The organism is Pseudomonas sp. P1.31 (genome assembly GCF_001269815.1).
GTDB classification, from domain to species: domain Bacteria; phylum Pseudomonadota; class Gammaproteobacteria; order Pseudomonadales; family Pseudomonadaceae; genus Aquipseudomonas; species Aquipseudomonas rustica.
Window position 1 is genome coordinate 59,046 of the sequence record NZ_LHVN01000022.1, and the last position, 26,914, is coordinate 85,959.

A 26,914-nucleotide genomic window follows, 5' to 3' on the forward strand; every position below is an offset into this window, starting at 1 on the left:
GGCTCGACAGCCTAAGCGGGACGTCGTCGCAACGTCTCCAGTACATCGATCGCCATGCGCTTCTGGATCGATACGCGTGAATAGTCCTGCATGAACGTTTCACGCGTGACTGGCGCAAGGCTCAAACTGAGCAAGGCTTCAACCGCGCCTTCGATGTCGCAGGGTTCAAAGACCGAGGCGTTGGAAATCTTCGCTTGAGTAAACCGCGCCGAATACCCCGCCAATCCGGCAAGGATCGGTTTGCCGGTGGCGGCGTATTCGAAAAGCTTCGAAGGGATAACTCGACGAAACGACTTGAACGAGTTCAAGTGCAAAAACAGCACGTCGGCATCCTGATAAAACTTGAGCAACGCCTTGCGCTCGACCGGCGCAATAACCTCGACGTTGGTGACACCACGAAGCTTTAGCGTCATCTGCAGTTTTTCCAACGCACCGCCGGCGCCGATGATCGTGAAGCGCGCCACCCCTTCAAGCCTTTTCGCCATCTCCGGAAGAATAAGGTGCAGCCCTTGCCCGGTGCCAATATTGCCGGCGTAGACCACACGGATCAGTTGCCCGCTCGGTGCCACGGCGACGTTGCCGGGCAACTGTTTGAAGAACATCTCGTCAACGCCATTGGTAAACGTCGAGAAATCGCGCGCGGGATAATGCGCTGCGAAATAACTCAGAAACCCCGGAGAAATCAGATTGACCCGCGACGCCTGGCCAATCGTCAGGCGTTCGATTCGGGAGAAAATCCACGCGGCCAATTGCCCGAAACGGCTGGGAAAAAGCTCCGGCAAGGTATCGACGAAAATGTCGCGGATATCCAGGTAAAGCGGCGTCTTGATAAAGTATCCGACGCACGCGCCCAACGCGGCAGTCATCAACCGCGAAGACGATGCCACCACCAGATCGTAATCCTTGCCCTGAACAGCCTTACGCACCCCGAGTGCATAAAAGGCGAACGCCCGAGCCTGATCCAGCAAACCACTTTCATGCATCGGCAACGGTATGCGGCGAACCGACAGGCGCGGAGACTCTTGCAGTTGCGCCGCTGCAGCACCGAACGAGTGATAGCGATTGGGCTGAGTCGTGACGACGTCGACCTGAACATTGTCGCCGGCATTGGCCAGCAATGCCTTGACCAAGGCATCGATACGGAACGAACCTGCGGCCAGATCCGGCGGGTAATAAAAGCTCAGAACCAGAATGCGAACGGTCATGGTCGCGCCGTGACGCTGCGCAATTCATCGCACAAGACACGCTGATAGAGATCCGTCAGCAAGACTTCCTGCTCTTCCCAGTTGGCGTGCGCCGAGGCTTTCGCCGAACTGGCCGCCAGCGCAGCACGATGCTCAGGATCGTTGACCAGCCGTTGCAGCGCGCTGGCCAGCGCCTCGTCATCGCCTTCGCGCACCAGCAAACCATTGTCATGCGCACGAACGATCCGGCGAATTTCCGGCAGATCGGACGCGACCACAGGCAACCCGGCAATCAAATACTCGAACAGTTTGTTGGAGTCGGTGGTGAAGTGATTCAGGCAGGTGTTTTCGATCGGCTGCACACCGATGTCCGCCGAGGCGGTGTAATCCGGCAGGTCTGCCAACGCCACCGTCGGAATGAAATGCACCCGCTCCGTCAGCGCAAGTTGTTCACTGAGCGCAATCAGCGACTGCGTCAAACGTCCACCACCGATCAGCACGAAGTAGGCATTCGGCACCTTCGCGGCAATTCTCACCAGCCGTTCCAGCCCGCGGCCCTGCTGCAAACCACCCTGATAGACAATGATTGGCCACGGCTCGGCGAGCTGCAATTGCTCGCGAATTCGCTGCGACGGCCGCGAAGGGGTCAGACGCGGACGATTCTGCAACACTACCGGACGTGGTATCGAGTAAGCCCGGGCGAAAAACTTCGCCCGCGCATCCGTCGTCGTGATCGTCCCCTGAACCCGGGGCATCAACAGCTTTTCGACCACACCGACCAGTCGCCGAAAACTGTTGTAACCCTCACGGCTGGTGCTGATTTCGTGCGCGTCGTAGATCACCTTGGCGCCGCTGACCTTGGCCGCGAGCCAGGCTGTCGGCAAGGTATTTACGTCATGTGCGTGAACCACGTCGGCGCGGTGCAAAGCCATGCGGGTGAACAACACCGTGTGCGTCCACAAACGCGCAACTATGCGCAGTACTTGTTTGGTCGGGCTCAGGCGACCGATCTTTGCCGTATGACCCGCCGAGCTGGTCGCCGCCGATGACACCGCCCTGCCCTTGCGCCATTTCCACAACGGGCTGCGGGCCACTCGCGAAACCGCAATTCCGCCGTCGAGAATTTCCTGTTCCTGAGTAACGCCGGGGGTGTGCAAGGCGAACACGGTGACGTTATGGCCGGCACGCTGGAGCGTCTGTGCTTCTTTGAGCACTCGGGCGTCGTTGCGGAATTCGTTCCAGACGATCATTGCAATGCGTGACACGGGCGAATTCCTTTACTCGGCAGTAGTGGTTTCAAGCGATTGAAAGTGTTCAAGCAGGTCAGGTAGAAGCGCCAATGCATCGTCATAGCTGCCCCGCGCGCACAAGCGCTCAAAGGCATACGCCAACGCACACACCATGATTGCCGCACTGGGCACGTCGGCCAGCGATTCGCGGGATGCCTTCGCCTGATTGATTGCCCGCAGGAACTTCACGCGATCAATCACCAGCCAGTTAGCCCCGGTCGGTTCAATCTTCCAGTTCGGCCAATGACTGGCGCACGCCTCGCCCGAGTCGGAGAGCAACAGCGTGTTGGGATTGATATCGGTGCAGACCAACTGCCTCGGCAAACCTGCAATGAGTGAAACGATGCCGGCGTAGTGATGCTGGAACTGGCGCACCAGCGGTGCATTGTCCTTGGAGACCACCATGCAGAAATTGGCCAGCAACTCCTCGGTCAGTCGTTGCTCAAGATAAGTGTGCGAACGGCCAAACTGCTGAACCAGCCCTTCTTCCGGTTCCAGGGACATAAGTTTTCGCGCGAGCGTGATCAACCCGGGGCCTTGTTCGTGCTGCAGCACTTTACGGAAACCATCGCATTCGAATACATGGCAGTTGAATTCATGCACGGTGGTTGCACCGACGAAGCGCAACGAGGGAATAGCCGTCATATTCTGCAGCAGCACACGTTCGCGTTTGGCCAGAAAAACCGTAGAACTGTCGAATAGCTTGAACAGGAATTTTTTCTGTTCAGCGTCATCGTTGGAGAACACCGCTTCAAAGGAATAAATATTGGGCTGCGCCAATTGGCTCCACGCGCTGGACACCATTCTCTGAAAATCAACTTGAAGCGACGTCATCGCCTCAGCCATCCAGGCTTTTCTACTATCTTCCGTCAACAAGCGTTTTATTTCCGGGGTATAAACGCTGCTCGTCGAAACCAAAGGTTTGTCATGAAAAAACATCGCATTGATCTGACGATACTGCGACCGCAGCGAAATCACGTCTTGAATCATTGTCGTCAGTCGGGACAATCCCTGCCGCAATAACAAAAGCGCGATTAACGCGGCAAATATCTTCGGCGGATTGAAATAAAGATAATCGGCGACCATACAGAAAAACGCGATCAGAAAGCCGATGGATGACAGCGTAGTCAGGACGTCCGAATGATGAAGCTGAATCAGTTTGCGCACGGTGGGTTTGCGATTGTACAAGGCAATCAATGCGCTTCCTGCCGCCGCACTGTAGAGCAACACCACGAAGACCAACGAAGGATAGATAAACAGCAAGATAACGAAAACAATGGCAACGAACGTTCCCGCTGCCAATCCCCGTGTAAACTTCGAGTACGCTTGCGCGGCGATTTTGCGCTGATTGTCAAACAGACTCAGTTTGGCACTGTTCTTCAACAGCTTGTTGGCGCCGCGTTTTGAATAGTAGGAAATCACAAAACAGGCGATCACATACAGAACGTAGCAGATCAACGCCAACACACTGAAGGCGATGATCAGATGGGTTTTTTTCAGATTTTGCAAATACAGCGGAAAGTAGTGCGGTATTTTCTCGCTGCCAAGAAGAATCAAAACCTTCAACGGCAAGAAAAACGTCAGCAGCAACAATACTTGTGAAAACAAATGCGCAGCCTGAACGGTCAAGGTGGTAAACGGCACCACCCTGACGAACTTCCCGCCCAGCGAATAACACCAGCCCAACGTAGTTTTTATAAGGCTCTGGAGACTCGCCATCACTCGAGCGTTTCCAGGCTTGAAAAAATGGTCATATTCGCTGCCACCCTATCGCCGGAGCGGGAAATTCCGTCAGTCATTCTCAAGACTCGTTAACTTTCCAATAAATGGAAACTCGCGAGCCTGGCGCCTTGGCGTCTGCCTGAGCGGTGTAGAGCGCACCGATAACCGGCCAGTTTTTCTTGTAGTAGTGAACTTTGTACACGGCCTCAGACTGCTCGACGATTTTACGGCGATAGCCCAGTTTATTGAGTTCCTTGGTGATCATTTTTTCGGCGTCTTTCGTGCTGTAGTCCAGCGCGATGTTATTGACTTTCAATGCGCCCTGCTCACCCGGCTTGCTGTATTCCCTGACCAGGGTTCCATCAACGCTTAAATTAATCCCCTCGCCCAGCGCCACGTCAACGGAGTTACTATTGCCACAGCCTGTCAGCGTCAACACGGCCGCCAAAATCACACATTTAATCTTCATATTGTTAACTCGATAATTCCACTATTGATGCAAACATCATTTCTTTATAGAACCACTGTGCCCAACAGGACAGCGCTGGCTGTTTTATGTTTTAGGTTTCAACCCGCAAGCACTGACTCGATTTAGCCGCCCTCAATTCATGCAACATAAACAAGTAATAATCATCCACGTAGTGAAACGGACTGATCCCCCACTTATGCTGTTCGTTTCCGCAGATCATGCTTGAAGGCGGGCTGACAAACTGCTGCGCAGACAAGTCACAGGCCATTCGCTCATACAGGCGCATCAGAAATGAATTGGACTCAGCGATATACGCGGCTTGAAACTGGGGACTGAAGTCATTCCCAGCGCTTGTTTGCGAACTCCACAGCGTTCGATTAACGACGACTTTATTGAGCTGCCCGGTCTCTTTCAAAATACTGACAAATCGTTCCCACCCTGCCTCCCAAAGAGCAAAAAATTCTTCAGACCCCGACTTTACCAAGGTTCCGGTTTCAGCCTGCGGATCAAAACCAGCACTGCGTAGCTCGTTGGAAACCGTGAACAACGCACCTTCGTCTGTAACAAAGACATTGAATCGCTCATCAATCAAGTCAATCAGAAACAGATCGAATGACTGCTCCCGTATCGAATGCTGAAGGCTTTTCTCCAAGTCTGCTTTGACAATCGCCGCCTGAAAGCCTGATTGCAAATTCGCGCTATAGGTATCAACACCAGGCTTCGCTGCAAACGCGCTTGCAAAAGAACTGCGCGCGTAATAGCCCACCAATGCAATCGCTTTTTCGACGTCGAAATTCAGCACATCGCGGCTAACGCAACTGCCAAAAATCATAAGCCTCACGGCCTCATTTGCAGCCTTGGCACTGACTGCTGGATGGGCGTTGACCTCAGTCACTGCACGCCCTCTTCAATGGCAACCAGCTCACGCGCAACAACTTTCATCATTGCCGTCTGTTGTTCAACACGCTGACGCGCTGACTTCGACATCGCAGCGAACAGCTCAGGCCTTTCGATAAGCTGCGTTACGCCTTCAGCCATGGCCAGGTAATCGTCTGCTGGAGCCAATACGCCGGCATTACTGTCCAAAAACTCCGGAATCGCGGCGATCGCATTGGTGACGGGAACGAGTCCCGACGACATCGCCTCATCGCGCGAAACACCTTGTGTGTCCATTCGACTCGGGCAGAAGAACAGGCCGTACTCCTTATGGAGTTTGGCGATATCCGCCTGTTTCAGATAACCGCGTTCGATGCGTACGTTGGGGTATTTACGCAGTGGCGAAAGGGTCTCTTCGAACAGTGGGCCGTCGCCCATCATTAGAAACTCAAGCTCGTTAAACCAAGGTTTAAGGGCGAGTTCCTGAATGGCTTTAACGCTTAAATCATTTGCGTAGGTGCGCGACGCATAAGGCCTGATCGAAAGGATTTTCTTGCGCTGTTCGACCGGTTTTTCCTGATAGGAAAACACCTCTGTGTTGATCGGATTATGGATGATCTCGTACTGCTCCTCTGGCAGTCGGAAACCGAGGTCTTCCATTACTTCTTCGGCAAAGTAACGGGATACGAATACCAGTTTCAGGTTCGCCGGCATCGGCTGCAGCAGGTCGCGCCAGAAGCCCAGGCGCTTTTCGCTGTCAAGTTTTGCCAGCTGCAGCTGTTCTTCGGTGTTGTAGTTGTACTCACGACGCCACCACGGTTGAATTTCAGCACCGTGCACCCAGACGATTACTTTGGTTTGGTGCAAGTGCTGACTCAGGATTTTCCACATGTCCGCGTCAAGGAAGTGCACCAGAACGGACTTGTATTGACCCTTGTCGAGCATCTTCGCCAGCGTTGACTTCGACCCGGTCGTCACGTTGATGTTTTCGAACTCGTGGTAACTGACCGACTCGTTCTTGCGCAGGCGGAACACATCCACCTCAAGCCCGCGCTCCTGATAAGCACGGACGCGAGTGTGAACGAAGCCATTGCGGTACAAGTCGTCATAAGCGGGATAGTGATTCGTTACCAGCAAATGTTCGGCTTTGGTCAACATGTCCGAAGGCTGCAGATCCCGGTGTCCCAGGACGAGTGCCTTGATTTCGGCGTGGCCATTGGCATAAACGCGTACACCGAGGCGGATGAACGCCGCTTCTGGTGGTATTTGTGCCGTGTGGTTGCGATTGGCATGTTGCATGACATGGCTGATGCGCTGCTTCTCGGCATCAAGAAACAGAACCACCAACTGCACGTTCAGACCAGGCGTGACGTCCAGATACAACTTGAGTTGATCGCCCTGCACGAACTGCTCGACACGCAAATCCTGCTGCGAATAAATGTATTCGTGCTTGCCATCAGCCAGTTCCGAAATCACGTGCCAGTTATCGAACTCCACAGATGTCTGCACGCCTTTACTGCGCGTGGGGCCAAAGAGTTCAGCAAGGCCGCGCCCTGAGATTTCGGGGGCAATATGCTCCTCGATAATAGGTTCAATGGCTTCGGCATGCGCTTGAAGCTCGTCGATGCTGATACCGGCATGCAGTTTCAAATCATCAACGGTTTCACGCAGTTGGGCATCATCGATTTCCACTGCATTTCGGCAATAGTTGAAAGCATCGATGCTCAGAATCTGATCGTGGCGGTACTCAAGATGTGGCAGCGATACCGCCCATTCATTTAACTGCTCATCAGCTTGCAGCCAGGTACTGATGATCGCACTGCGCGCCGCTATTGTTGCCGCAGGGCGATATTGGTGTTGGTCATTACTTAACTGGATACCGTGTGTGCCGTTCTCGTAGAAGGTGCTTTTACCAATCACTTTCGCTTGGCTGTAACGGGTCGCCAGTACCAGATCGAGCAAATAGTTCGGGCCGTAATAGTCCATGGCGAGCATGCCCGCCAGCATCGGCGTGTCCAGCGCAATCTCTGCCAGCGTTTTTTTGCCGGCTGCTTGCGCAGTGATCAGCGATACGCGCGGATCATCGATTGCGTCAGTGGCGCAAAGTGCATCGCGCACCACGATGGTCATCTGCAGATCGCGGTACGTCTGGCGCTGTAAATGGCCGACCAGCGCCAGAAGTTCTGCTTTATTGGCGGCGCTGGCAATGATGCAGACTGGCGGCAAGACATTGGCCGGCGCTTGGCCAGTGACTTTGCTCATTACGTAATCGAGGCGCTGAGCGTAGGTATGCTCTTGCATGACTTTTCGCAGAGCAGCCAAACGCAATTTGCCGCTGTTGATCTCCTGACCGGCCAGGGATTCAAGACGACGCACCATCTCCAGTCCGTCGTCAGTAGTCACCACCAGATCGCCAAATAACAACCGCACACCCCGTGAAAAATTGCTCACGGTGATCGTGTTGCAACCGAGCAGCTCAAACACACGACGGGCAAACATCGATTGCGACTGCTTGATCGAATTCAAGTTGATCGCGTAACGGTAGCCTTTGTATGCGGTGTCGATTTGATCAAACTTCAGTGTGCCGACAATGTAAGGCCGGTATTCGACGGGAAACTGGTAATTAGGATCGCTCTTCTCGAAATTGCGGTCGAAAATTTCCAACGGCCGGAACTTCGGTAATTCGCGGACGAAGTTCCCCAGATCGCGGGTACGCTCCGGATAACGCGCGTAGTAAGCACCCGCGAAGCAAAAAGCATCTTTACGCTCGTACAGTTCAATCGGGTTGTGTATGGCTGGCTGGCACGCGAACGGCAGCAAGTACACACGCTCATGACCTAGCGCGCCTTTGTAGCGATGGATGCAATCGATGTCGGTGGTGAAGACGAAATCAAACTGTTTGGCCGTGGTCAGGAACGTTTCAAAGTGCACCGGATCTTCTTTGTTCCAGAACACGGTGGGAACCTGACGATCTGCACACCAGGCCAGGATGCTTTGCAACTCCTGCGAGTTGTGACCGACTTTGCTGCCCCACAGCTCATCCTTGCCGCGCCAGGCCGATTCGATAAACAAAAGCTCAGGCTGGAAGTCGGCGATTTCCGCCAGCCAGTTTTCCGGCGTGAGCTGGAGCAGGTTGCATTCGTACCGGTAGGAGCCGTAAGTGAACTCGTCCATCACACAGGCGACTTTCAAGTTCGTTCTCGGCTGATTGACCTGATTGATCAAGGTGCTGCGAATCTGCTCACAGGTTTCGATAACCGCCGGCGGCGTATGCGGCTCGCCTGACAGCAAAACCGGTGCAATCGTCGCGGATACTTCCTTGTCAAAACCGATGTTCTTTTGAGTTGCCTGTTTGCGCTGTTTTGCCGCTTTGCGATAAAGATTGAACAACGCTGAAGGCAGGCGTACCAGACCGCCCAACGAACTGGCGTTCGACTTGATCTGATACCCCAACTGGTAAGTCATGCTGGAGCGAGTCTTGATCAGACGCTGTTCGGCAAGGTGGCGCTGGGTATTGGCGCGTTCGAGATTGCTGTTGAGCTCCTCGATTTTCTTTTGCTGGACGGTGGTCTTTTCCAGCAAGGAAGCGAGGTTATGCTTCAAATGCGGAATCTGCTTGCCAGTGACCTCCTTGTACTTCTGATTGGCTGCGTCCAGCCAGTCTTTGGAGGCACCCAACTCGCGCTCGAGCTCTGAACGGATTTCCAGCCATTGCGCTTGCGTTGTACTCAGCAATTGTTCGGCAGATTGATGGCTCGCTTTCTCGTGGAACAATTGTTCGGCAAGTAGATCGCGCTCTTTTTGAGCCTGTTGCTGAAGATCATCGATCTGCAGTTCCAGCGCCTGCCGCAGAGAACGCTCGTCTTCAAACTGACGACGATCCAGCAGCGACTGATCAATCCTGACCTGAAGGTCGCTTTCGAGATGGGCAACCTGAGCACGACACTCGTCCAGCTCGATGGCGAGTTCGCGAGCGTGTTGCTCATGCACATGCAGCGCTTGCTCACGGGATTGGGCATCAACCGTGAGTTCTTCGACGCGTGCCAGCAGAGCTTGCCGGGTCTGTTCAAGGTTCGCGCACAGTGCTTCACTTTGCAGTCGCTGTTCTTCTGACTGCTGAGCGGCTTCTTGCATCGCCGCGTGGAGCGCGTCGAGCTGTTCTACTTGCAACGTCAACGAATGTGCCTGTTCCGTAGCGAGTCGGCATCTGCCATTCACTTCATCAAGGTGCTGCTTGACCTGCGCCAATTCAACCAGCGTTTCTTCATGAGCCGCCAACGCACTCTGGAGTTGAGGGACTTTTTGCGCTTCGGGTTTAAGCACCGCAATTTGCTCTGTCGCGGCGCGATATTTGGTGTTGGCTTCGTCTAGGTGTTGCTTGACCTGCGCCAACTCAGTCAGGGTTCTTTCATGCGCCGCCAAAGCGTTCTGCAGCCCGGCAACTTTCTGAGCTTCAGGTTTGAGCACAGAAACCTGTTCTGTGGCGGCACGGTATTTGGTATTGGCTTCGTCAAGGTGTTGTTTGACCTCCGCCAACTCAGCCAAAGTCTTTTGATGCACTGCCAAAGCGTTTTGCAGCCCGGTAACTTTTTGCGCTTCGGGTTTGAGCAGTGCTACTTGTTCAGTAGCCGCACGGTATTTGTTGTTCGCCTCTTCCAGTCGCTGTCTGACGCTGGAAAGGCTGGAATTGAGACTTCGCTCGACCGCCTCAAACGCTTTCTCCAGGCCCTGGATGTGCTCGACACCCAGATTCAAATCGGAGGGCGCGCTACCCTCTTCGTCTTTCTGCGCAACCATGCCCAGCCATTTACCCAGCACTTTGACTTCGCTGATACGCAAATGCTTGCTCAGCATCTGGTAGGGCGCGAGCAGGTAGAACGTGTGTTTGTGATCGATGAAATCATTCACGCCGAACGGCACGGTGATAATCAGCCGGCCGCCCGGCTTGAGCAGTGACGCGGCTTTTTCCACGAACATTTCCGGACGCACCAGGTGCTCCAGCACTTCACTGATCACAATCGTGTCGGGCTCCGCCACACTGGTATCCAGTGAGAGGAAGTCGGCGTTGACGTAAGTGATCTTCTGCTGAACATGCGCAGGTTCTGCCTGCAGATAATCCAGCGCCTCGGCAATGGCCTGCGGGCTGGTGTCGACACCGGTGACCGAGCATCCTTCGCGCGCCAGCAACAACGGCACGATGCCCTGCGAACAGCCGACATCCAGCACTTGCTTGCCGGACACCTGCGCGCAAATCCAGTGGATGCGCGTTTGGGTTTCACGCATGAAGTGCTCACCCAGCTTTCCGTAATAAGCTTCCATGACTCGGTCATGAATGTCGGCCAGAGGCGCCGTTGCATCCGTGTGCGAAGCCATTTCGGCCAGCTGGGTACTGCTCATCATCAATACTCTTTTCAGGCCGCGAACACGCCGGCGGCATCAATTACAACGGCGTTGTCACGCACGCAATCCATCTTTTTGAATTCACGATGCTTGACCAGCAAAACGTGAATGTGCGCACTGTCGTTGGCGTAGGCGCTATCGACCAGTTGGTGCTGCGCCAGATCCGCAGGCAATGCTTCGATGTTCGGCTCAACCAGCATCAGTTCGACGCCAAGTTGCTCACCCAGCTGGCGGGCGATGTGCAACGAAGGGCTTTCGCGCAAGTCGTCGATATCCGGCTTGAAAGCCAGGCCATAGCAGGCGACTCGAACCTGGCGCGCAGCCATGTCCGGGTGCTTCAGCAGGAACTCGGCCAACGCCAGTTTGACCTGCTGGATAACCCACTGCGGCTTGCTGTCGTTGACTTCGCGGGCCGCGCGAATCAGTCGCGCCAACTCTGGCGTGCGGCTGACAATGAACCATGGATCAACCGCGATGCAGTGACCACCGACGCCCGGGCCTGGCTGCAGAATGTTGACGCGAGGGTGGTGATTGGCCAGGCGAATCAGTTCCCAGGTATTGATGCCGAGCTTCTCGCAGATCATCGACAGCTCATTGGCGAACGCAATGTTGACGTCGCGGAAACTGTTTTCGGTCAGCTTGCACATCTCGGCGGTGCGGGTGTCGGTGATGATGCACTCGCCTTCAACGAAAGCGCTGTAAAGACGCACAGCGGCGTCCGAGCACTTCGGGGTCATGCCGCCGATAATCCGGTCGTTCTCGACCAGTTCACGCAAGACATGACCAGGCAACACGCGCTCCGGGCAGTGGGCGATACGGATGTCCGAATCTTCGCCATGGGTTGCCGGGAAAGTCAGATCGGGGCGCGCCTCAGCCAGCCACGCGGCCATTTGCTCCGTAGCACCGACCGGGGACGTCGATTCAAGAATCACCAGGTCATTTTTCTTCAACACCGGCGCAATCGATTTGCTCGCCGCCTCGATGTAACTCAAATCCGGCACGTGGTTTTCTTTGAACGGCGTCGGCACCGCAATCAAAAACGCATCAGCCGGCACAGGCGTCATCGACGCACGCAAATAACCTTCGGTTACGGCGGCGTGTACCACCATGTCCAGCTCAGGCTCGACGATATGAATCTCGCCACGGTTGATGGTATCGATCGCCTTCTGGTTGACGTCGATGCCGATCACTTTCTTGCGACGCGAAGCAAAAACAGCAGCGGTTGGCAGACCGATATAACCCATACCGATCACGGAAATTGTTTCAAAACTCATGCTGCGGCCTCGATCGACGCATTTACCCAAGTCAACAACGCTTCACGAATGTTTGCGCAGGCGGTGCCATCCCCATACGGGTTATGGGCGTAACTCATTGCTTCATAAACGGCGTCATCACTGAGCAATTCGCTCAGGTGATTGACGATGGAATCCACTTCTGTACCGACCAGTTTGACGGTGCCCGCTTCAACCGCTTCCGGACGTTCCGTGGTATCGCGCATGACCAATACTGGTTTGCCGAGTGCCGGGGCTTCTTCCTGAATGCCGCCGGAATCGGTAAGGATGAGGTGCGAGCGGGTCATCAGATAAACAAACGGCAGATAGTCCTGCGGTTCGATCAAGTGCACGTTGCTGATACCCGCCAGCAGGCGATTGACCGGTTCACGAACATTCGGATTGAGGTGCACCGGATAGACAAACTCCACCTGCGGAAACTTCTTCGCGGTTTCCAGCAGCGCGCTGCAAATGCGATCAAAGCCACCACCGAAGTTCTCGCGGCGATGCCCGGTGACCAGCACTACACGGTTGCCTTCGGGCAGGAAAGAAAACTGTTCCTTGAACTGCGCAAGTTGAACGGACTGCGGTGCATTGAGCTTTTGCACCACTTCCAGCAGCGCGTCCACGACGGTATTACCCGTGACATGGATGGCGTGCTTCTGGATGCCTTCGTTGATCAGATTCTGCCGCGACGTCGGCGTCGGCGCGAAATGCAGGGCCGCGAGGCTACCGGTCAGGCGACGGTTACCTTCTTCCGGCCAAGGCGAATACAGATTGTTGGTGCGCAGGCCGGCTTCGACGTGCGCGATCGGGATTTGCTGGTAGTACGCGGCAAGACTGGCGGCGAATGTCGTCGCGGTATCCCCGTGAACCAGAATGACGTCTGGCTTGAAGTCTTCCAGAACCGGCTTGAGCCCCTGGATGATTGCCGCCGTTACGTCAGTCAGGTCTTGACCCGGCTTCATGATGTTCAAGTCGTAATCGGGTTGCAGCTCGAACAGATCAAGCACCTGATCCAGCATTTCGCGATGCTGGGCAGTTACGCAGACGCGCGATTCAAACCGACTGTCCTTCGCGAGCTGGAGCGCCAGAGGTGCCATTTTGATGGCTTCGGGACGGGTACCAAAAACGGACAAAGTCTTGAGGGTCACTGGATATCTTCTTCTACAGATACGACGTTAAGCCTGGGCACAGTCGCTCGCGCGACAGACGGCAAATCCAAGGCGTGGCAATGCACACGGACGAAAAAAATGCGTCCGGATAATGAACAAAGGTCATATAAGGAGAGAGGCAGGTGTTACGCGTAGCAATCCATCGCCGCCAATCCAAAATCTGTGCAAAGGCTGAAGCAAAGATGAATAAAATTTCATCTTCGGCGCGGAGGCTACCACCAAGATGGCAGATTGACAGCCTGATTTTGATTTTGACAAGCGCCGGTAAGCGCCCGTAAAGGCTGGGATTTTTTGTGAAAAGTTTGTGAAAACGAATGCGCTGAAGGAATTTTCAGACGTTTTACAGGCATAAGAATTTTCTGAAAGCCGCGTAGGAAAAGGCCTACAGAGGAGCCGCCTAATTCCTACAAGGTCTCCAGATTCGCGGAGAGGGTGATGCGAAAAAAATGGCCGATTTGTTCAGAATTGAAATTATTTCAAATTGTAACAATTGCTTCATGATTTGACCGAATAGGCATTTCGACCATCATCGGAAGATGAAAAACGCCGTGACAGCATTTTCGTCAAAAACTAATCAGACGTGCTAAACCGGGCTTTTCCGAGCGACACAGGTGCGACTTGCCGCCGCAGACTGACACAAATAGACATAGTTCCCCTGCCTATCGGATGACACATTTCGTATTTTCATTAACGAAGTCGCCCCGCCCCGCGTTTATCCTTCGCTGCGACCCCCAGTGAAAACCCGATTGAACCTCCCTCTTCCGGACTGCCTCGAAACTCTAAAGCGCCCATTCATCGTTAGACGCGGCGCCCTCTTCGAGGAAATCCCGATGAACATTCGATTTCTGTTGCTGATCGCCACGTTCGCCATCATCCCGACTTGCGTCATGGCCGAGGGTTGCGACGTCCAGACCCAATCTTCCAGCGCCTCGGTGCCGGCCATCGAAACCCATAGCTGCTACGAATACGAAGGCATGCCGGTGAATGCCATCGACTGGTCCTGCAGCAACGAAAGCAAAGACATGCTCAGCAGCACAAAAAACAAAGTGGAACACTGTGCGGATCACTATCAGGCCGCGTGCATCGCGACCATCACTCAGGAATCGCTCGCCAACCCGCACTCCACCAGCAAGGACAAAAACGCCAAGGCGCTAAACATCCCCGACAATGCGCAAGTGACCACGTATTACTACGACGTTGAGCATTTGGCCCAGGCGCGGATTGATTGTGAGAATGGCGGCGGGCAGTGGAAGGCGAAGTAGTTAAACGTTGAAACTTTGATCGCTCGATTTGTGCCCACAAAAAAACCGCATCGCTGCGGTTTTTAGTGTGCTCAGAGTGACTGGCTTAGAAGTTCGCCGGCGTGTTCGCACTGATGATCTCGGCTTCATCGGCGCCGATATTGCGGAACTTGTGCGGTAACGTGGTGGGAAAGTAGTAACCATCCCCCGCGCCCAAAACACTCACCTGGCCGTCGACGGTCAGCTCGACAGTGCCGCGCGTGACCAGCCCGCACTCCTCGCCTTCGGCGTGCACGATCGGCTCTTCACCGGAACTGGCGCCCGGCGCGTATTGCTCGCGCAGCAAACGCATCTGGCGGCTTGGCACCGAGGCACCGATCAGCAGCAGGCGCAGGCCATGACGGCCGAGATCCGGCTGTTCATTGGCGCGGAAGACGTATTGATGTTCGCGCGGCGGCTGGTCGAAGGTGAAGAAGTCGGCCAGGGACATCGGGATGCCTTCGAGCAGCTTTTTCAGGGAGCTGACGGAGGGGCTGACGCGATTCTGTTCGATCAGGGAAATGGTGGCATTGGTCACGCCGCTACGCCGGGCCAGCTCGCGCTGGGAGAGTTTGTAGCTTTCGCGTACTAGTTTGAGTCGAGAACCCGTATCCATGACAGCCTTATGTGAGAACGACTTAAGGGCGATGGGGGTGGGTGGCGGGTGACGCGCCGAGGGCGCGGATCACGTTGCTCCCGTGTCCCGGAACCGTGAAAGGCGGCTATTAAATCACGTTTGGTGGTGTTGCTCAGCAGGTTCGATGGACGGTGGGGCAAATGCACCCGCCGAAATCTGTAGGAGCAAGGCTTGCCCGCGAATGCGGTGTGTCAGGCGACAGGGATGTTGCCTGAAATGGCCCCTTCGCGAGCAAGCTCAGCTCCTACAAAAATAGCGGTGGAGCAGCCGAATCGTACATTCAGCACGATCTGCACATCATGTAAAAACCGGCGGGGTCTTGGCGACCGTCGCCGGGGAGGTAACTTTAGATGCCGAAACGGTCGCGCAGCGAGTAGTACACGGCGCCAAGAGCGGTCAACGGCGCGGAGAACGTGCGGCCGCCGAGCATTGGCATGTGCGGCAACGAAGCGAACGCATCGAAACGCTCGGCATCGCCACGGATCATTTCCGAGATCAGCTTGCCGGCGAGGTGCGAGCAGGTCACGCCGTGACCGCTGTAGCCTTGCATGTAATAGGCGTTTTTCTCGATGCGACCGAATTGCGGCATACGCGACATGGTCAGCAGGAAGTTGCCGGTCCAGCGGTAGTCGATTTTGACGTCTTTTAGCTGCGGGAAGGTCTTGAGGATCTTCGGGCGGATCAGTTGTTCGATGTCGTCCGGTTCACGCGCGCCGTAGACCACGCCGCCGCCGTAGAGCAGACGATTGTCGGCAGTCAGGCGGTAGTAATCCAACAGGTAATTGCAGTCTTCGACGCAATAGTTGTTGGTGATCAGGCTGCGCGCCTGCTTTTCAGTCAACGGTTCGGTGACGACGATCTGCGAGCCGCACGGCATGCTTTTCGCGGTCACGCGGTTGTCCAGACCTTGCGGCAGGTAAGCGTTGCCAGCGATCAACAGATACTTGGCGCGCACTTGGCCTTTGGCAGTACGGATAACGTTCGGCTCGCCATATTTGATTTCCACGGCAGCCGACTGCTCGTAGATCTTGCCGCCCAGACGCACGATGGCTGCCGCTTCACCGAGTGCCAGGTTCAACGGATGAACGTGGCCGCCTTGCATGTCGAGCAAGCCGCCAACGTAAGCGTCGGAACCGACTTCGCGACGAATCTCAGCCGCGTCGAGCATCTTCAGGTTGTTGTTGCCGTAACGTTCCCAGCCGCGTTTTTGCTCGGCCAGACCGTTGAGTTGTTTCTTGTTCATCGCTGCGAAGATGCCGCCCGGGCGGTAGTCGCATTTGATGTCGTAATCCTTGATGCGCGAACGGATGATGTCGGCGCCTTCGAAAATCATGCTGCCGAGGATCTCTGCGGTCTTGTCGCCATAGCGCGCTTCGATCACGTCGACGTCGCGGCTGTAGGAGTTGACCAGTTGGCCGCCGTTGCGACCGCTGGCGCCGTAGCCGACTTTCGCCGCTTCGAGCACCGTCACTTTATAGCCGGCTTCGGTCAGGAACAGCGCCGAGGACAGGCCGGTGTAGCCGGCGCCGATAATGCAAACATCGCAGTCCACCGCTTCTTCGAGAATCGGAAAATCGATGACTTCGTTGCGGGTGGCTGCGTAGTAACTGTTGACGTGTTGCTGTTTCATGTTTGTTCTCCGAAGGTCGCCGATCACTGCCGGCGACCGCCGCGGTAAAAGAGTTAGAGCTTGATCCAGGTCGCTTTCAGCTCGGTGTACTTGTCGAACGCGTGCAGCGATTTATCGCGACCGTTGCCAGACTGTTTGAAGCCACCGAACGGTGCAGTCATGTCGCCGCCGTCGTACTGGTTGACCCAGACGCTGCCGGCACGCAAGCCACGCGCAAAGGTGTGCGCCTTGCTCAGATTGCTGGTCCAGACGCCGGCGGCGAGGCCGAAGATGCTGTCGTTGGCGATCTGCAGCGCTTCTTCAACGGTGTCGAAGGTGATCAGCGACAGCACCGGGCCGAAGATTTCTTCCTGAGCGATGGTCATCGCGTTGGTCACGCCGTCGAACAACGCCGGTTGCACGTACAGGCCACCGGTTTCTTCGAGGGTGCGCTCGCCGCCGGCAATCAGCTCGGCGCCCTGCTCACGACCGATGCTGATATAGCGCAGCACGTTGTCGAGTTGACGCTGATCGACCACGGCGCCGACGGTGGTGGCTGGATCGAGGGCGTGACCCGGTTTCCACGCTTGCAGTGCTTCCACCAACAGCGGAATAAATTGCTCGCGGATCGAACGCTCGACCAGCAGGCGCGAACCGGCGGTGCAGACTTCGCCCTGGTTGAACGCAATGGCGCCGGCCGCTGCTTGTGCTGCCGCGCGCAAATCCGGTGCGTCGGCAAACACCACGTTCGGGCTCTTGCCCCCTGCTTCGAGCCAGACGCGTTTCATGTTGCTTTGGCCGGCATAAATCATCAGTTGCTTGGCAATCGCCGTGGAGCCGGTGAAGGCCAGCACGTCGACGTCCATGTGCAACGCCAACGCTTTGCCGACGGTGTGGCCGAAGCCTGGCAGCACGTTGAACACGCCTTTCGGAATGCCGGCATCCAGCGCGAGCTGCGCGATGCGGATCGCCGTCAGTGGCGACTTTTCCGAAGGTTTCAGAATGAACGAGTTGCCCGCTGCCAGCGCCGGGGCGAATTTCCAGCTGGCCATGATCAACGGGAAGTTCCACGGCACGATGGCCGCTACGACGCCGGACGGCTCGCGGGTGATCAGGCCGAGTTGGTCGTGCGGGGTGGCGGCGACTTCGTCGTAAATCTTGTCGATGGCTTCGGCGCTCCAGCGGATCGCGTTAGCGGTCGCCGGGATGTCGATGCTCATCGAATCGCTGATCGGTTTACCCATGTCGAGGGTTTCCAGCAGCGCCAGTTCTTCCTGGTTCTGCAGGATCAGATCGGCGAAGCGAATCAGGATGCGCTTGCGCTCGGCCGGGGCTTTGTGCGCCCACACGCCGGATTCAAAAGACTGGCGCGCGACTTCAACGGCGAGGTTGGCGTCGGCTTCATCGGTGCTGGCCACGGAGGCGAGGAAACGGCCGTCAACAGGGCTCAAGCATTCGAAGGTGTCGCCGCTGATAGCCGGGCGATATTCACCGTTGATGAACGCGCGGGACTCGATGGTCAGAGACTGGAAGCGTTGTTCCCAGTCGTTGCGGGTAGTTGTCATTGTTGTGGCTCGACAAGGGGGATTGGGTGATCGGCGGACGAACGCCGCCGATCAAAATCTGGTAACCCGATCCCCTGTAGGAGCTGCCGAAGGCTGCGATCTTTTGACTTTGATTTTTTAAAAGCAAGATCAAAAGATCGCAGCCTTCGGCAGCTCCTACAGGGTTACGGCGGTGGGTCAACCGTCAGACCGTATGCAGATACCAGTTGTACTCAAGGTCAGAGATCGAGTTCTCGAACTCGGCCAGTTCGCTTTCCTTGCACGCGACGAACACGTCGATGTACAGCGGGTCGATGTACTTGGCCATGACTTCGCTGTCGTCCAGCTCGCGCAGTGCGTCGCGCAGGTTGTTCGGCAGGCTCTGTTCGTTCTGCTCGTAGCTGTTGCCTTCAACCGGCGCGCCCGGCTCGATCTTGTTGGTCAGACCGTGGTGAATACCGGCCAGGACAGACGCCATCAGCAAGTACGGGTTGGCGTCGGCACCGGCAACACGGTGCTCGATGCGCACGGAGTCCGGCGAGCCAGTTGGTACGCGCACGGCCACGGTGCGGTTGTCGATGCCCCAGCTTGGCGAGTTCGGTACGTAGAACTGCGCGCCAAAACGGCGGTAAGAGTTGACGTTCGGGCACAGGAAAGCCACTTGCGCAGGCAGGGTCTCCAGCACACCGCCGATCGCGTGACGCAGCGCGGCGTTCTGCTCGGGATCCTCGCTGGCGAAGATGTTGTTGCCTTCTTTGTCCAGGATCGAAATGTGCACGTGCAGGCCGTTGCCCGCCTGGCCCGGATACGGCTTGGCCATGAAGGTGGTGTCCATCTCGTGGTCGTAGGCGATGTTCTTCACCAGACGTTTGAGCAGGACGGCGTAGTCGCACGCCTTGATCGGGTCGGACACGTGATGCAGGTTGACTTCGAATTGCGCCGGGGCGCTTTCCTTGACGATGGCGTCAGCAGGAATGCCCTGCTCTTTCGCGCCTTCGAGGATGTCTTGCAGGCAGTCGACGTATTCGTCGAGATCGTCGATCAGGTACACCTGAGTCGACACCGGACGCTTGCCGGACACTGGCGAACGTGGCGATTGTGGACGGCCGTTCACGTTGTCCTGGTCGATCAGATAAAACTCGAGCTCGAACGCGGCGCAGATGGTCAGGCCCATTTCGTCGAACTTGCGCACGACGTTGGCCAACACTTCACGCGGGTCAGCGAAGAACGGCTGGCCTTCCAGTTCGTGCATGGTCATTAACAGTTGTGCGGTCGGGCGCTTTTGCCAAGGCTCGATGCTCAGGGTGCCGGGGATCGGGTAGCAGATGCGGTCAGCATCACCGATATCCAGACCCAGACCGGTGCTTTCCACCGTGGAGCCATTGATGTCGAGGGCGAAAAGCGAGGCCGGCAGGTTGATGCCTTTCTCGTAAACCTTATGAAGACTGGTGCGTTCGATGCGCTTGCCGCGCACCACACCGTTCATATCCGCAATCAGAAGGTCGACGTACAAAACCTCAGGATATTTCTTAAGGAATGCGTTTGCTTCGTTGAGTTGAACGGTACGCAGAGGGACCGACATGATGCACCTATTTAGCTGTTAATTATTATGTTCACTACCGTGTTGCACAGCCAGTCAATCCGAAAGGCAAAGTGAAGTCAATAGCGAACAGCTGGCCTCTAATGGTTTATTTTTAGGGCTTTTATTAACACTCTCGTGCCAACACAGGCGCCAAAGCCCCTAGATTCATGAAGATTTGATGAACGGCGTTTAGAATTTTTTACATGGTAGTTGTTAATTAAAATAAACGCGGATAAGCTCCGGAAAAGCTCGTTCAAGTGTCAAACTTCGAGGTGAATAAAAATGGCATTCAAGCCATTGATCGGCGTTACAGCGTGCGTCAAACAGATTGGCCTGCACCCCTATCACATCAGCGGTGACAAGTACTTACGTGCTGTCAGCGTTGGCGCCAACGGGTTGCCAGTGGTCATTCCTTCTCTTGGCAACCTGACTGAAATCGATGACCTGCTCGGGCAACTCGACGGTCTGTTGCTGACCGGCTCGCCGTCGAACGTGGAACCTTTCCACTATCAAGGCCCAGCCAGCGCACCCGGCACGGATCACGATCCGGCGCGGGATGCCACGACTCTTCCTTTATTACGTGCAGCCATCGCGGCGGGCGTTCCGGTGCTCGGCATCTGCCGTGGGTTCCAGGAAATGAACGTGGCGTTCGGTGGCAGCCTGCACCAAAAGGTGCATGAGCTGCCGGGCATGCTGGACCACCGCGAGGCCGACAGCCCGGAACTCGCCGTGCAGTACGCGCCGGCGCATGCCGTGACGGTATTGGGCGGTGGCGTGTTCGAAGCGCTCGAGTTGCCGAGTGAGTTTCAAGTAAATTCGATTCACAGCCAAGGCATCGACCGCCTCGCGCCCGGCCTGCGTGCCGAAGCCGTGGCACCGGACGGTTTGATCGAAGCGATCTCGGTCGCCGACAGCCCGACCTTTGCCCTCGGCGTGCAATGGCACCCGGAATGGCAGGTGCTGGACAACCCGAACTACCTGAAGATTTTCCAGGCATTCGGCGCGGCTTGCCGGCAACGGGCGAAGCAGCGCAACCAGCGCTGATCCAACCCAAGAATACGTAACGATTTACTGCCCCCTCGGATGTCGGGTGTGCCTGCGCACATCCGTCATTCGTGAACAGCAACACCCGTAATAACAACAAGTACGACCCAGGCAGCCAGGACGGCGGCGCCGAACAAGCCAGGACAACCCACTGAAAATGTGGCCCCTGCAGGAGCTGCCGAAGGCTGCGATCTTTTGATGTTGATTGTAAAAAACAAGATCAAAAGATCGCAGCCTTCGGCAGCTCCTACAGGGATATGTGTGAGGGGGATGGTTGTTCCTGGCTTGCAATCCACTTAAGCCCGGCCACGTTGGCTGAGCGAACGAAACCTGTTGGGAGTTTCACATGGCAAACGCCTCCAGCACTTACCGGAAGGCACTTGAAGGTCATCAGCAACCGAAAAAGGTTCTGGTGAAAGTCGATCGTGTCACCAAGAAGTTCGACGAAACCACGGCAGTGGACGATGTGTCCCTGGAGATCCATCAGGGCGAAATCTTCGCCCTGCTCGGCGGCTCCGGTTCGGGCAAATCGACCCTGCTGCGCATGCTTGCCGGTTTCGAGCGGCCGACTGAAGGGCGGATTCTGCTCGACGGCGTGGACATCACCGACATGCCGCCGTACGAGCGGCCGATCAACATGATGTTCCAGTCCTATGCGCTGTTCCCACACATGACCGTCGCGCAGAACATCGCCTTCGGCCTCAAGCAGGACCGTTTGCCGGCCAGTGAAATCGATGCCCGCGTCGATGAAATGCTGCGCCTCGTGCACATGACCCAATACGCCAAACGCAAACCGCATCAGTTGTCCGGCGGTCAGCGTCAACGCGTCGCCCTCGCCCGCTCGCTGGCCAAACGTCCGAAGCTGTTGCTGCTCGACGAACCGATGGGTGCGCTGGATAAAAAGCTGCGTTCGCAGATGCAACTGGAGCTGGTGCAAATCATCGAGCGCGTCGGCGTGACCTGCGTGATGGTGACCCACGACCAGGAAGAAGCGATGACCATGGCTGAGCGCATCGCCATCATGCACCTGGGCTGGATCGCGCAGATCGGCAGCCCGATCGACATTTATGAAGCACCGGTCAGCCGCATGGTTTGCGAGTTCATCGGCAACGTGAACGCCTTCGACGGCACCGTGGTGGAAGACCTTGAAGGTCACGCGATCATCCACAGCCCGGACTTGCAGCAGAAGATCTACGTCGGTCACGGCGTCAGCACTTCAGTGCAGGACAAATCGATCACCTACGCGATCCGTCCGGAAAAAATGCTGGTCAGCACCACTAAACCGGAGTTCCGCTACAACTGGTCCGAAGGCAAAGTGCATGACATCGCTTACCTCGGCGGTCACTCGGTGTTCTACGTCGAATTGCCCGGCGGCAAAATCGTCCAGTCGTTCATGGCCAACGCCGAACGCCGTGGCGCGCGTCCGACCTGGGATGACAAAGTCTACGTCTGGTGGGAAGACGACAGCGGCGTGGTACTGCGCTCATGAGAACCTTCAATCAGCAATTCCTGCGCCTGGTGCCCAGCGGACGAAAACTGGTGATCGGTATTCCGTTCATCTGGCTGTTCCTGTTCTTCATGCTGCCGTTCTTTCTGGTGATGAAGATCAGTTTCTCGGAAGCCGCGCTGTCGATCCCGCCGTACTCGGAGATCTACACCTACGCCGAACAGAAATTCCAGCTGCTGCTGAACATCGGCAACTACACCATGCTCGGCGAAGACGAGCTGTACCTGTCGGCCTACCTCGGTTCGCTGAAAGTCGCCGCGCTGAGCACGATGATGTGCCTGCTGATCGGTTTCCCGATGGCCTACGCGATCACCAAGACCGGCAAGGAAACGCAAAACGTCCTGCTGCTGTTGATCATGATGCCAACCTGGACCGCGATCCTGATCCGCGTTTACGCGTGGATGGGCATCCTCAGCAACAACGGTCTGCTCAACGCGTTTCTGATGTGGACGGGGCTCACCGATCACCCGATCGAGATCCTCAACACCAACACCGCCGTCTATATAGGCGTGGTTTACGCCTACCTGCCGTTCATGGTGTTGCCGCTGTACGCCAACCTCGTCAAACACGATGGCAGCCTGCTGGAAGCCGCGTCGGATCTGGGTTCGAGCAACTTCAACAACTTCTGGAAAATCACCGTGCCGCTGGCCAAGAACGGGATTATTGCCGGTTGCATGCTGGTATTCATTCCGGTGGTCGGTGAGTTCGTGATTCCGGAACTGCTGGGTGGCCCGGAGACGCTGATGATCGGTCGCGTGCTGTGGCAAGAGTTCTTCAATAACCGCGACTGGCCGGTGGCGTCTGCCCTGGCGGTGGTGATGCTGTTGATCCTGATTGTGCCGATTCTGCTGTTCAACCGCAGCCAGGCCAAAGAGATGGAGGCACGGGGATGAAACGCTTCGGTTTTTCCAAGTTCATGTTGATCTTCGGCCTGATGTTCATTTATCTGCCGATGCTGATTCTGGTGATCTACTCGTTCAACGCCTCGAAACTGGTGACGGTGTGGGGCGGCTGGTCGATCAAGTGGTATGTCGGCCTGCTCGACAACACGCAACTGATGGGCTCGGTGGTGCGCTCGCTGGAAATCGCCTGCTACACCGCGATTGCTGCGGTGGCATTGGGCACATTGGCGGCATTCGTGCTGACCCGTGTAACTCGCTTCAAGGGCCGCACTCTATTCGGTGGCCTGGTCACCGCGCCGTTGGTGATGCCTGAGGTGATTACCGGTCTGTCGCTGTTGCTGCTGTTCGTGGCGATGGCGCAGTTGATCGGCTGGCCGCAGGAGCGTGGCATCGTCACCATCTGGATCGCCCACACCACGTTTTGTGCCGCTTATGTGGCAGTGGTAGTCTCCGCCCGCCTTCGCGAGCTGGATCTGTCGATCGAAGAAGCGGCGATGGACCTCGGTGCGAAGCCGTTCAAGGTGTTTTTCCTGATTACCATCCCGATGATCGCGCCGTCGCTGGCGGCGGGCGGGATGATGTCGTTCGCCCTGTCGCTGGATGACCTGGTGTTGGCGAGCTTCGTGTCCGGGCCGGGTTCGACGACCTTGCCGATGGAAGTGTTCTCGGCCGTGCGTCTGGGCGTGAAACCTGAGATCAACGCAGTGGCGAGCCTGATTCTGCTGGCGGTGTCGCTGGTAACCTTCCTCGTCTGGTACTTCGGCCGCAAGGCAGAGGCCAACCGCAAGCGTGCGATTCAGGAAGCAATGGATCAGACCGCGAATGAGTCGTGGCAGCAGCCGGCAGCGGCGACCGCCTAAGTAACACCGATGAACAACTGTGGCGAGGGGATTTATCCCCGTTGGGCTGCGAAGCGGCCCCAGCAGTTCTACCTGAAAACTCTGTATTCAGGTTTTGCGACTGCTTCGCAGCCGAGCGGGGATAAATCCCCTCGCCACATAGTTCCATGTACAGCCGATAGCTTCTGTAGGAGCTGCGGAACGCTGCGATCTGTTGATCTTGAAAAACAAAATCAAAAGATCGCAGCGTGCCGCAGCTCCTACAAAAATGTAGTCAGCCCCTCGGTCAGTCGGATGAGGGGGCTTTACGTAATGTGAATAAAAAGAATGGAGTTGTACCAATGAAAATGTTTGGCAGGACTCTGCTGACACTGTCCTTAATGGGCGCAATCGTCATGGGCGCCCAGGCCAACGACAAGGTGCTGCGTGTTTACAACTGGTCCGATTACATCGCGCCGGACACCGTCAAGAAATTCGAAGACCAGACCGGCATCCGTGTGACCTATGACGTCTTCGACAGCAACGAGACCCTTGAGGCACGCTTGCTGGCGGGCAAATCCGGTTACGACATCGTCGTGCCGTCCAACAGTTTCCTGGCCAAGCAGATCAAGGCTGGCGTCTATCAGACGCTGGACAAATCGAAGCTGCCGAACTGGAAGAATCTCAACCCGGTGCTGCTGAAAAACGCCGCCGCCAGTGATCCGGACAACGCTCATGCGTTCCCGTACATGTGGGGCTCGATCGGCATCGGTTTCAACCCGGCCAAGGTCAAGGAAGTGCTCGGCGCCAACGCCCCGACCAACTCCTGGGACTTGCTGTTCAAGCCTGAGAACGCCGAGAAGCTCAAGGCGTGCGGCATCAGCTTCCTCGATTCGCCGACCGAAATGCTCCCGGCCGCCCTGCACTACCTGGGCTACCCGGTGAACGACAAGGACACCGCGCACATCGCCGAAGCCGAAGCGTTGTTCATGAAAATCCGTCCGTATGTAGCGTATTTCCATTCCTCGAAATACATCTCCGATCTGGCCAACGGCAACATTTGCGTGGCGGTCGGTTACTCCGGTGACGTGCTGCAGGCCAAGGCCCGCGCGGTGGAATCGGGCAACAACGTGGTGATCGATTACAGCATTCCGAAGGAAGGCGCCGGCAGCTTCTACGACATGGTCGCCATCCCGCGCGATGCCAGCAACGTCGACAACGCCTACCTGTTCATGAATTTCCTGATGCGCCCGGACATCATCGCCGAAGTCACCAACAGCATCGGCTACAGCAACGCCAACGCGGCGGCCACGCCACTGGTGGACGAAGCGATCCGCAACGACCCGGGCTCGTACCCGACAGACGCGGTGATGGCGACGTTGTACGCCGTACCGGATCAACCGATTGCCACGCAGCGCATCATGACGCGCGGCTGGACCCGGGTGAAGCTCGGTAAGTAAAAACACCGGTGATCAAAAATGTGGGAGCGAGCCTGCTCGCGAAAGCGGTATGACAGGCGATGAAAATGTTGGATGTGCCGACGCCTTCGCGAGCAGGCTCGCTCCCACAGTAAAGCAATGCAGTGCTGAAAATTTCCCGTTCGCGCAGCGCCTTACCACCGCTGCAACCTCTCTATGAACGGCCTCACCTGGCTCCCTCGGCTCAGGTGAATTCTCAGGCGCCTTCGGGCGCCTTTTTTTGTCCTCTCAAATCAGCGGCCAGTCTTGCAGCATGCGATAACGACCCTTGTGCGATTCAAACAAGGCAAAGCGTTCAGCTCGCAAAAAGAACTCCGGTGGCATAGCGGATTCCGGCTCCGGCGCACGGTAATCACGGGCCAACGTCAGGTGCGGGCGAAACTCGCGGGGTGTCTCTTCAAAACCGAAAGGCAACATCGCCTGTTCCAACGCATAGACTAAGCGCAACAACGCCTGCGGTGCCTGCTCAGGCGCCAGCGACAACACGCCCGGACGATGCCAGACCTGCAAGTGATCCAGTGAAATCCTCAACGCCTCCCCCGGAGTGCGCACTTTGCTGGCGGCTTGGCAAACTTCATTGATCTGCGCCAACGGCACCGCTCCGAGAAACAACAGCGTCAGGTGAAAGTTATCGGCCGGCACCGGTTTGCCGGTGCGCAAACCCAACTCGCCGCGCCACTGAGCAATCGCCTTGCGCTGTACCGGCGGGCAGTCGAGGGCGAAAAACAATCGCTTCGCTTCATCGGTCATGGCCCTGCTCCCCTGTTCATCGTAATTCGCCGGATTCTACACAGCCTGAACTGACGACTCGCGACAGGCAGCTATAGTTCAAGGATTGCCATCAACCGGAGGCCGCCATGCGCGAGATCCTCAGCAAAGAGCCATGGTGGGCCCGACCGCCGAGTCCCGGGCAGGATGAAAAGGAACTGGAATGGGGCTGGCTGGTGCATTACAGCGAGGGTGAGCCGCGCTTCGAATTTGTCCGCGAACGGCCAAGCGATGATGAAATTCGCCAGCGCAAAAGCTGCCGAATCACCCCCTCACCCGAGTGACGATATCCCTGTAGGAGCTGCGGCACGCTGCGATCTTTTGATCTTGTTTTTAAAATCAAAATCAAAAGATCGCAG

The 26,914-nt window shown here is 56.3% G+C and carries 20 protein-coding genes; 7 read left to right on the forward strand and 13 right to left on the reverse strand.

All coding sequences use genetic code 11. The annotated features are described in order from the left end of the window. Positions 1 to 11 precede the first annotated feature (11 nt). The 8 genes from AD669_RS14900 to wecB form a co-directional block, all read right to left on the reverse strand. Positions 12 to 1,205 carry a glycosyltransferase family 4 protein gene (locus AD669_RS14900; RefSeq protein ID WP_053121066.1) on the reverse strand — a complete coding sequence of 398 codons (1,194 nt, stop codon included), beginning with the start codon at positions 1,203 to 1,205 and terminating at the stop codon, positions 12 to 14. Beyond that, positions 1,202 to 2,449 (reverse strand): glycosyltransferase family 4 protein, encoded by a 1,248-nt coding sequence (locus tag AD669_RS14905; RefSeq protein ID WP_053121067.1) that lies wholly within the window; start codon positions 2,447 to 2,449, stop codon positions 1,202 to 1,204. The genes AD669_RS14900 and AD669_RS14905 overlap by 4 nt, the downstream gene beginning before the upstream one ends. Before the next feature lie 12 nt (positions 2,450 to 2,461). Beyond that, positions 2,462 to 4,195 carry a hypothetical protein gene (locus AD669_RS14910; RefSeq protein WP_218187435.1) on the reverse strand — a complete coding sequence of 578 codons (1,734 nt, stop codon included), beginning with the start codon at positions 4,193 to 4,195 and terminating at the stop codon, positions 2,462 to 2,464. 79 nt (positions 4,196 to 4,274) lie between these two features. Beyond that, positions 4,275 to 4,664 (reverse strand): hypothetical protein, encoded by a 390-nt coding sequence (locus AD669_RS14915; RefSeq protein WP_053121071.1) that lies wholly within the window; start codon positions 4,662 to 4,664, stop codon positions 4,275 to 4,277. Between the two features lie 91 nt (positions 4,665 to 4,755). Continuing rightward, positions 4,756 to 5,559: a DUF6270 domain-containing protein gene (locus AD669_RS14920; RefSeq protein ID WP_053121073.1), complete on the reverse strand. Its 804-nt coding sequence runs from the start codon at positions 5,557 to 5,559 to the stop codon at positions 4,756 to 4,758. Continuing rightward, positions 5,556 to 10,937, reverse strand: coding sequence for a glycosyltransferase (locus AD669_RS14925; protein ID WP_053121075.1), 5,382 nt, complete (start codon positions 10,935 to 10,937; stop codon positions 5,556 to 5,558). Before AD669_RS14925 ends, AD669_RS14920 begins: the two co-directional genes overlap by 4 nt. Positions 10,938 to 10,951: 14 nt before the next feature. Further along, on the reverse strand, positions 10,952 to 12,214 hold the full coding sequence (gene wecC / locus AD669_RS14930; RefSeq protein ID WP_053121077.1) for a UDP-N-acetyl-D-mannosamine dehydrogenase: 1,263 nt from the start codon (positions 12,212 to 12,214) through the stop codon (positions 10,952 to 10,954). Next, positions 12,211 to 13,365: a non-hydrolyzing UDP-N-acetylglucosamine 2-epimerase gene (gene wecB, locus AD669_RS14935; RefSeq protein WP_053121079.1), complete on the reverse strand. Its 1,155-nt coding sequence runs from the start codon at positions 13,363 to 13,365 to the stop codon at positions 12,211 to 12,213. The genes wecC and wecB overlap by 4 nt, the downstream gene beginning before the upstream one ends. 851 nt (positions 13,366 to 14,216) lie before the next feature. Here wecB and AD669_RS14940 point away from each other — a divergent pair. Next, the gene (locus tag AD669_RS14940) at positions 14,217 to 14,648 is read left to right on the forward strand and encodes a hypothetical protein (RefSeq protein ID WP_053121081.1); all 432 of its coding nucleotides are present in this window, start codon (positions 14,217 to 14,219) and stop codon (positions 14,646 to 14,648) included. 85 nt (positions 14,649 to 14,733) lie between these two features. Here AD669_RS14940 and AD669_RS14945 read toward each other — a convergent pair whose 3' ends face one another. The 4 genes from AD669_RS14945 to AD669_RS14960 form a co-directional block, all read right to left on the reverse strand. Further along, on the reverse strand, positions 14,734 to 15,282 hold the full coding sequence (locus AD669_RS14945) for a cupin domain-containing protein (protein WP_053121083.1): 549 nt from the start codon (positions 15,280 to 15,282) through the stop codon (positions 14,734 to 14,736). A 367-nt stretch (positions 15,283 to 15,649) separates the two neighbouring features. Next, positions 15,650 to 16,933, reverse strand: a complete 1,284-nt coding sequence (locus tag AD669_RS14950; RefSeq protein WP_053121085.1) for an FAD-binding oxidoreductase — start codon at positions 16,931 to 16,933, stop codon at positions 15,650 to 15,652. Positions 16,934 to 16,986: 53 nt separating this feature from the next. Beyond that, on the reverse strand, positions 16,987 to 18,477 hold the full coding sequence (locus tag AD669_RS14955; RefSeq protein ID WP_053121086.1) for an aldehyde dehydrogenase: 1,491 nt from the start codon (positions 18,475 to 18,477) through the stop codon (positions 16,987 to 16,989). A gap of 184 nt (positions 18,478 to 18,661) precedes the next feature. Beyond that, positions 18,662 to 20,038 carry a glutamine synthetase family protein gene (locus AD669_RS14960; RefSeq protein ID WP_053121087.1) on the reverse strand — a complete coding sequence of 459 codons (1,377 nt, stop codon included), beginning with the start codon at positions 20,036 to 20,038 and terminating at the stop codon, positions 18,662 to 18,664. 282 nt (positions 20,039 to 20,320) lie between these two features. Here AD669_RS14960 and AD669_RS14965 point away from each other — a divergent pair, with 282 nt between their 5' ends. The 5 genes from AD669_RS14965 (at position 20,321) to AD669_RS14985 (ending at position 25,769) form a co-directional block, all read left to right on the forward strand. Then, positions 20,321 to 21,082 carry a gamma-glutamyl-gamma-aminobutyrate hydrolase family protein gene (locus tag AD669_RS14965; protein ID WP_053121088.1) on the forward strand — a complete coding sequence of 254 codons (762 nt, stop codon included), beginning with the start codon at positions 20,321 to 20,323 and terminating at the stop codon, positions 21,080 to 21,082. 346 nt (positions 21,083 to 21,428) lie between these two features. Further along, on the forward strand, positions 21,429 to 22,571 hold the full coding sequence (locus AD669_RS14970) for an ABC transporter ATP-binding protein (RefSeq protein ID WP_053121089.1): 1,143 nt from the start codon (positions 21,429 to 21,431) through the stop codon (positions 22,569 to 22,571). Between the two features lie 29 nt (positions 22,572 to 22,600). After that, complete coding sequence (locus AD669_RS14975) at positions 22,601 to 23,482, forward strand: ABC transporter permease subunit (RefSeq protein ID WP_163005261.1); 882 nt, start codon at positions 22,601 to 22,603, stop codon at positions 23,480 to 23,482. Next, entirely contained in the window at positions 23,479 to 24,351 is an 873-nt protein-coding gene (locus tag AD669_RS14980; protein WP_053121094.1) for an ABC transporter permease subunit, read from the forward strand. Before AD669_RS14975 ends, AD669_RS14980 begins: the two co-directional genes overlap by 4 nt. A 320-nt stretch (positions 24,352 to 24,671) precedes the next feature. After that, on the forward strand, positions 24,672 to 25,769 hold the full coding sequence (locus AD669_RS14985; protein ID WP_053121099.1) for a polyamine ABC transporter substrate-binding protein: 1,098 nt from the start codon (positions 24,672 to 24,674) through the stop codon (positions 25,767 to 25,769). Between the two features lie 246 nt (positions 25,770 to 26,015). On the opposite strand, the gene thpR is transcribed toward AD669_RS14985, so the two are convergent. Further along, on the reverse strand, positions 26,016 to 26,537 hold the full coding sequence (gene thpR, locus AD669_RS14990) for an RNA 2',3'-cyclic phosphodiesterase (protein WP_053121102.1): 522 nt from the start codon (positions 26,535 to 26,537) through the stop codon (positions 26,016 to 26,018). 107 nt (positions 26,538 to 26,644) lie between these two features. Between thpR and AD669_RS14995 the strand changes: the two genes are divergently transcribed. Next, positions 26,645 to 26,839, forward strand: a complete 195-nt coding sequence (locus tag AD669_RS14995) for a hypothetical protein (protein WP_053121104.1) — start codon at positions 26,645 to 26,647, stop codon at positions 26,837 to 26,839. Positions 26,840 to 26,914 lie beyond the last annotated feature (75 nt).

Coding starts and splice junctions, on each gene's coding strand:
- AD669_RS14965 (WP_053121088.1), top strand. CDS start 20,321: ATGGCATTCAAGCCATTGATCGGCGTTACAGCGTGCGTCAAACAGATT.
- AD669_RS14955 (WP_053121086.1), bottom strand. CDS start 18,477: ATGACAACTACCCGCAACGACTGGGAACAACGCTTCCAGTCTCTGACC.
- AD669_RS14900 (WP_053121066.1), bottom strand. CDS start 1,205: ATGACCGTTCGCATTCTGGTTCTGAGCTTTTATTACCCGCCGGATCTG.
- AD669_RS14960 (WP_053121087.1), bottom strand. CDS start 20,038: ATGTCGGTCCCTCTGCGTACCGTTCAACTCAACGAAGCAAACGCATTC.
- AD669_RS14940 (WP_053121081.1), top strand. CDS start 14,217: ATGAACATTCGATTTCTGTTGCTGATCGCCACGTTCGCCATCATCCCG.
- AD669_RS14980 (WP_053121094.1), top strand. CDS start 23,479: ATGAAACGCTTCGGTTTTTCCAAGTTCATGTTGATCTTCGGCCTGATG.
- AD669_RS14915 (WP_053121071.1), bottom strand. CDS start 4,664: ATGAAGATTAAATGTGTGATTTTGGCGGCCGTGTTGACGCTGACAGGC.
- AD669_RS14995 (WP_053121104.1), top strand. CDS start 26,645: ATGCGCGAGATCCTCAGCAAAGAGCCATGGTGGGCCCGACCGCCGAGT.
- AD669_RS14925 (WP_053121075.1), bottom strand. CDS start 10,937: ATGAGCAGTACCCAGCTGGCCGAAATGGCTTCGCACACGGATGCAACG.
- AD669_RS14950 (WP_053121085.1), bottom strand. CDS start 16,933: ATGAAACAGCAACACGTCAACAGTTACTACGCAGCCACCCGCAACGAA.
- AD669_RS14985 (WP_053121099.1), top strand. CDS start 24,672: ATGAAAATGTTTGGCAGGACTCTGCTGACACTGTCCTTAATGGGCGCA.
- AD669_RS14945 (WP_053121083.1), bottom strand. CDS start 15,282: ATGGATACGGGTTCTCGACTCAAACTAGTACGCGAAAGCTACAAACTC.
- wecC (WP_053121077.1), bottom strand. CDS start 12,214: ATGAGTTTTGAAACAATTTCCGTGATCGGTATGGGTTATATCGGTCTG.
- AD669_RS14970 (WP_053121089.1), top strand. CDS start 21,429: ATGGCAAACGCCTCCAGCACTTACCGGAAGGCACTTGAAGGTCATCAG.
- thpR (WP_053121102.1), bottom strand. CDS start 26,537: ATGACCGATGAAGCGAAGCGATTGTTTTTCGCCCTCGACTGCCCGCCG.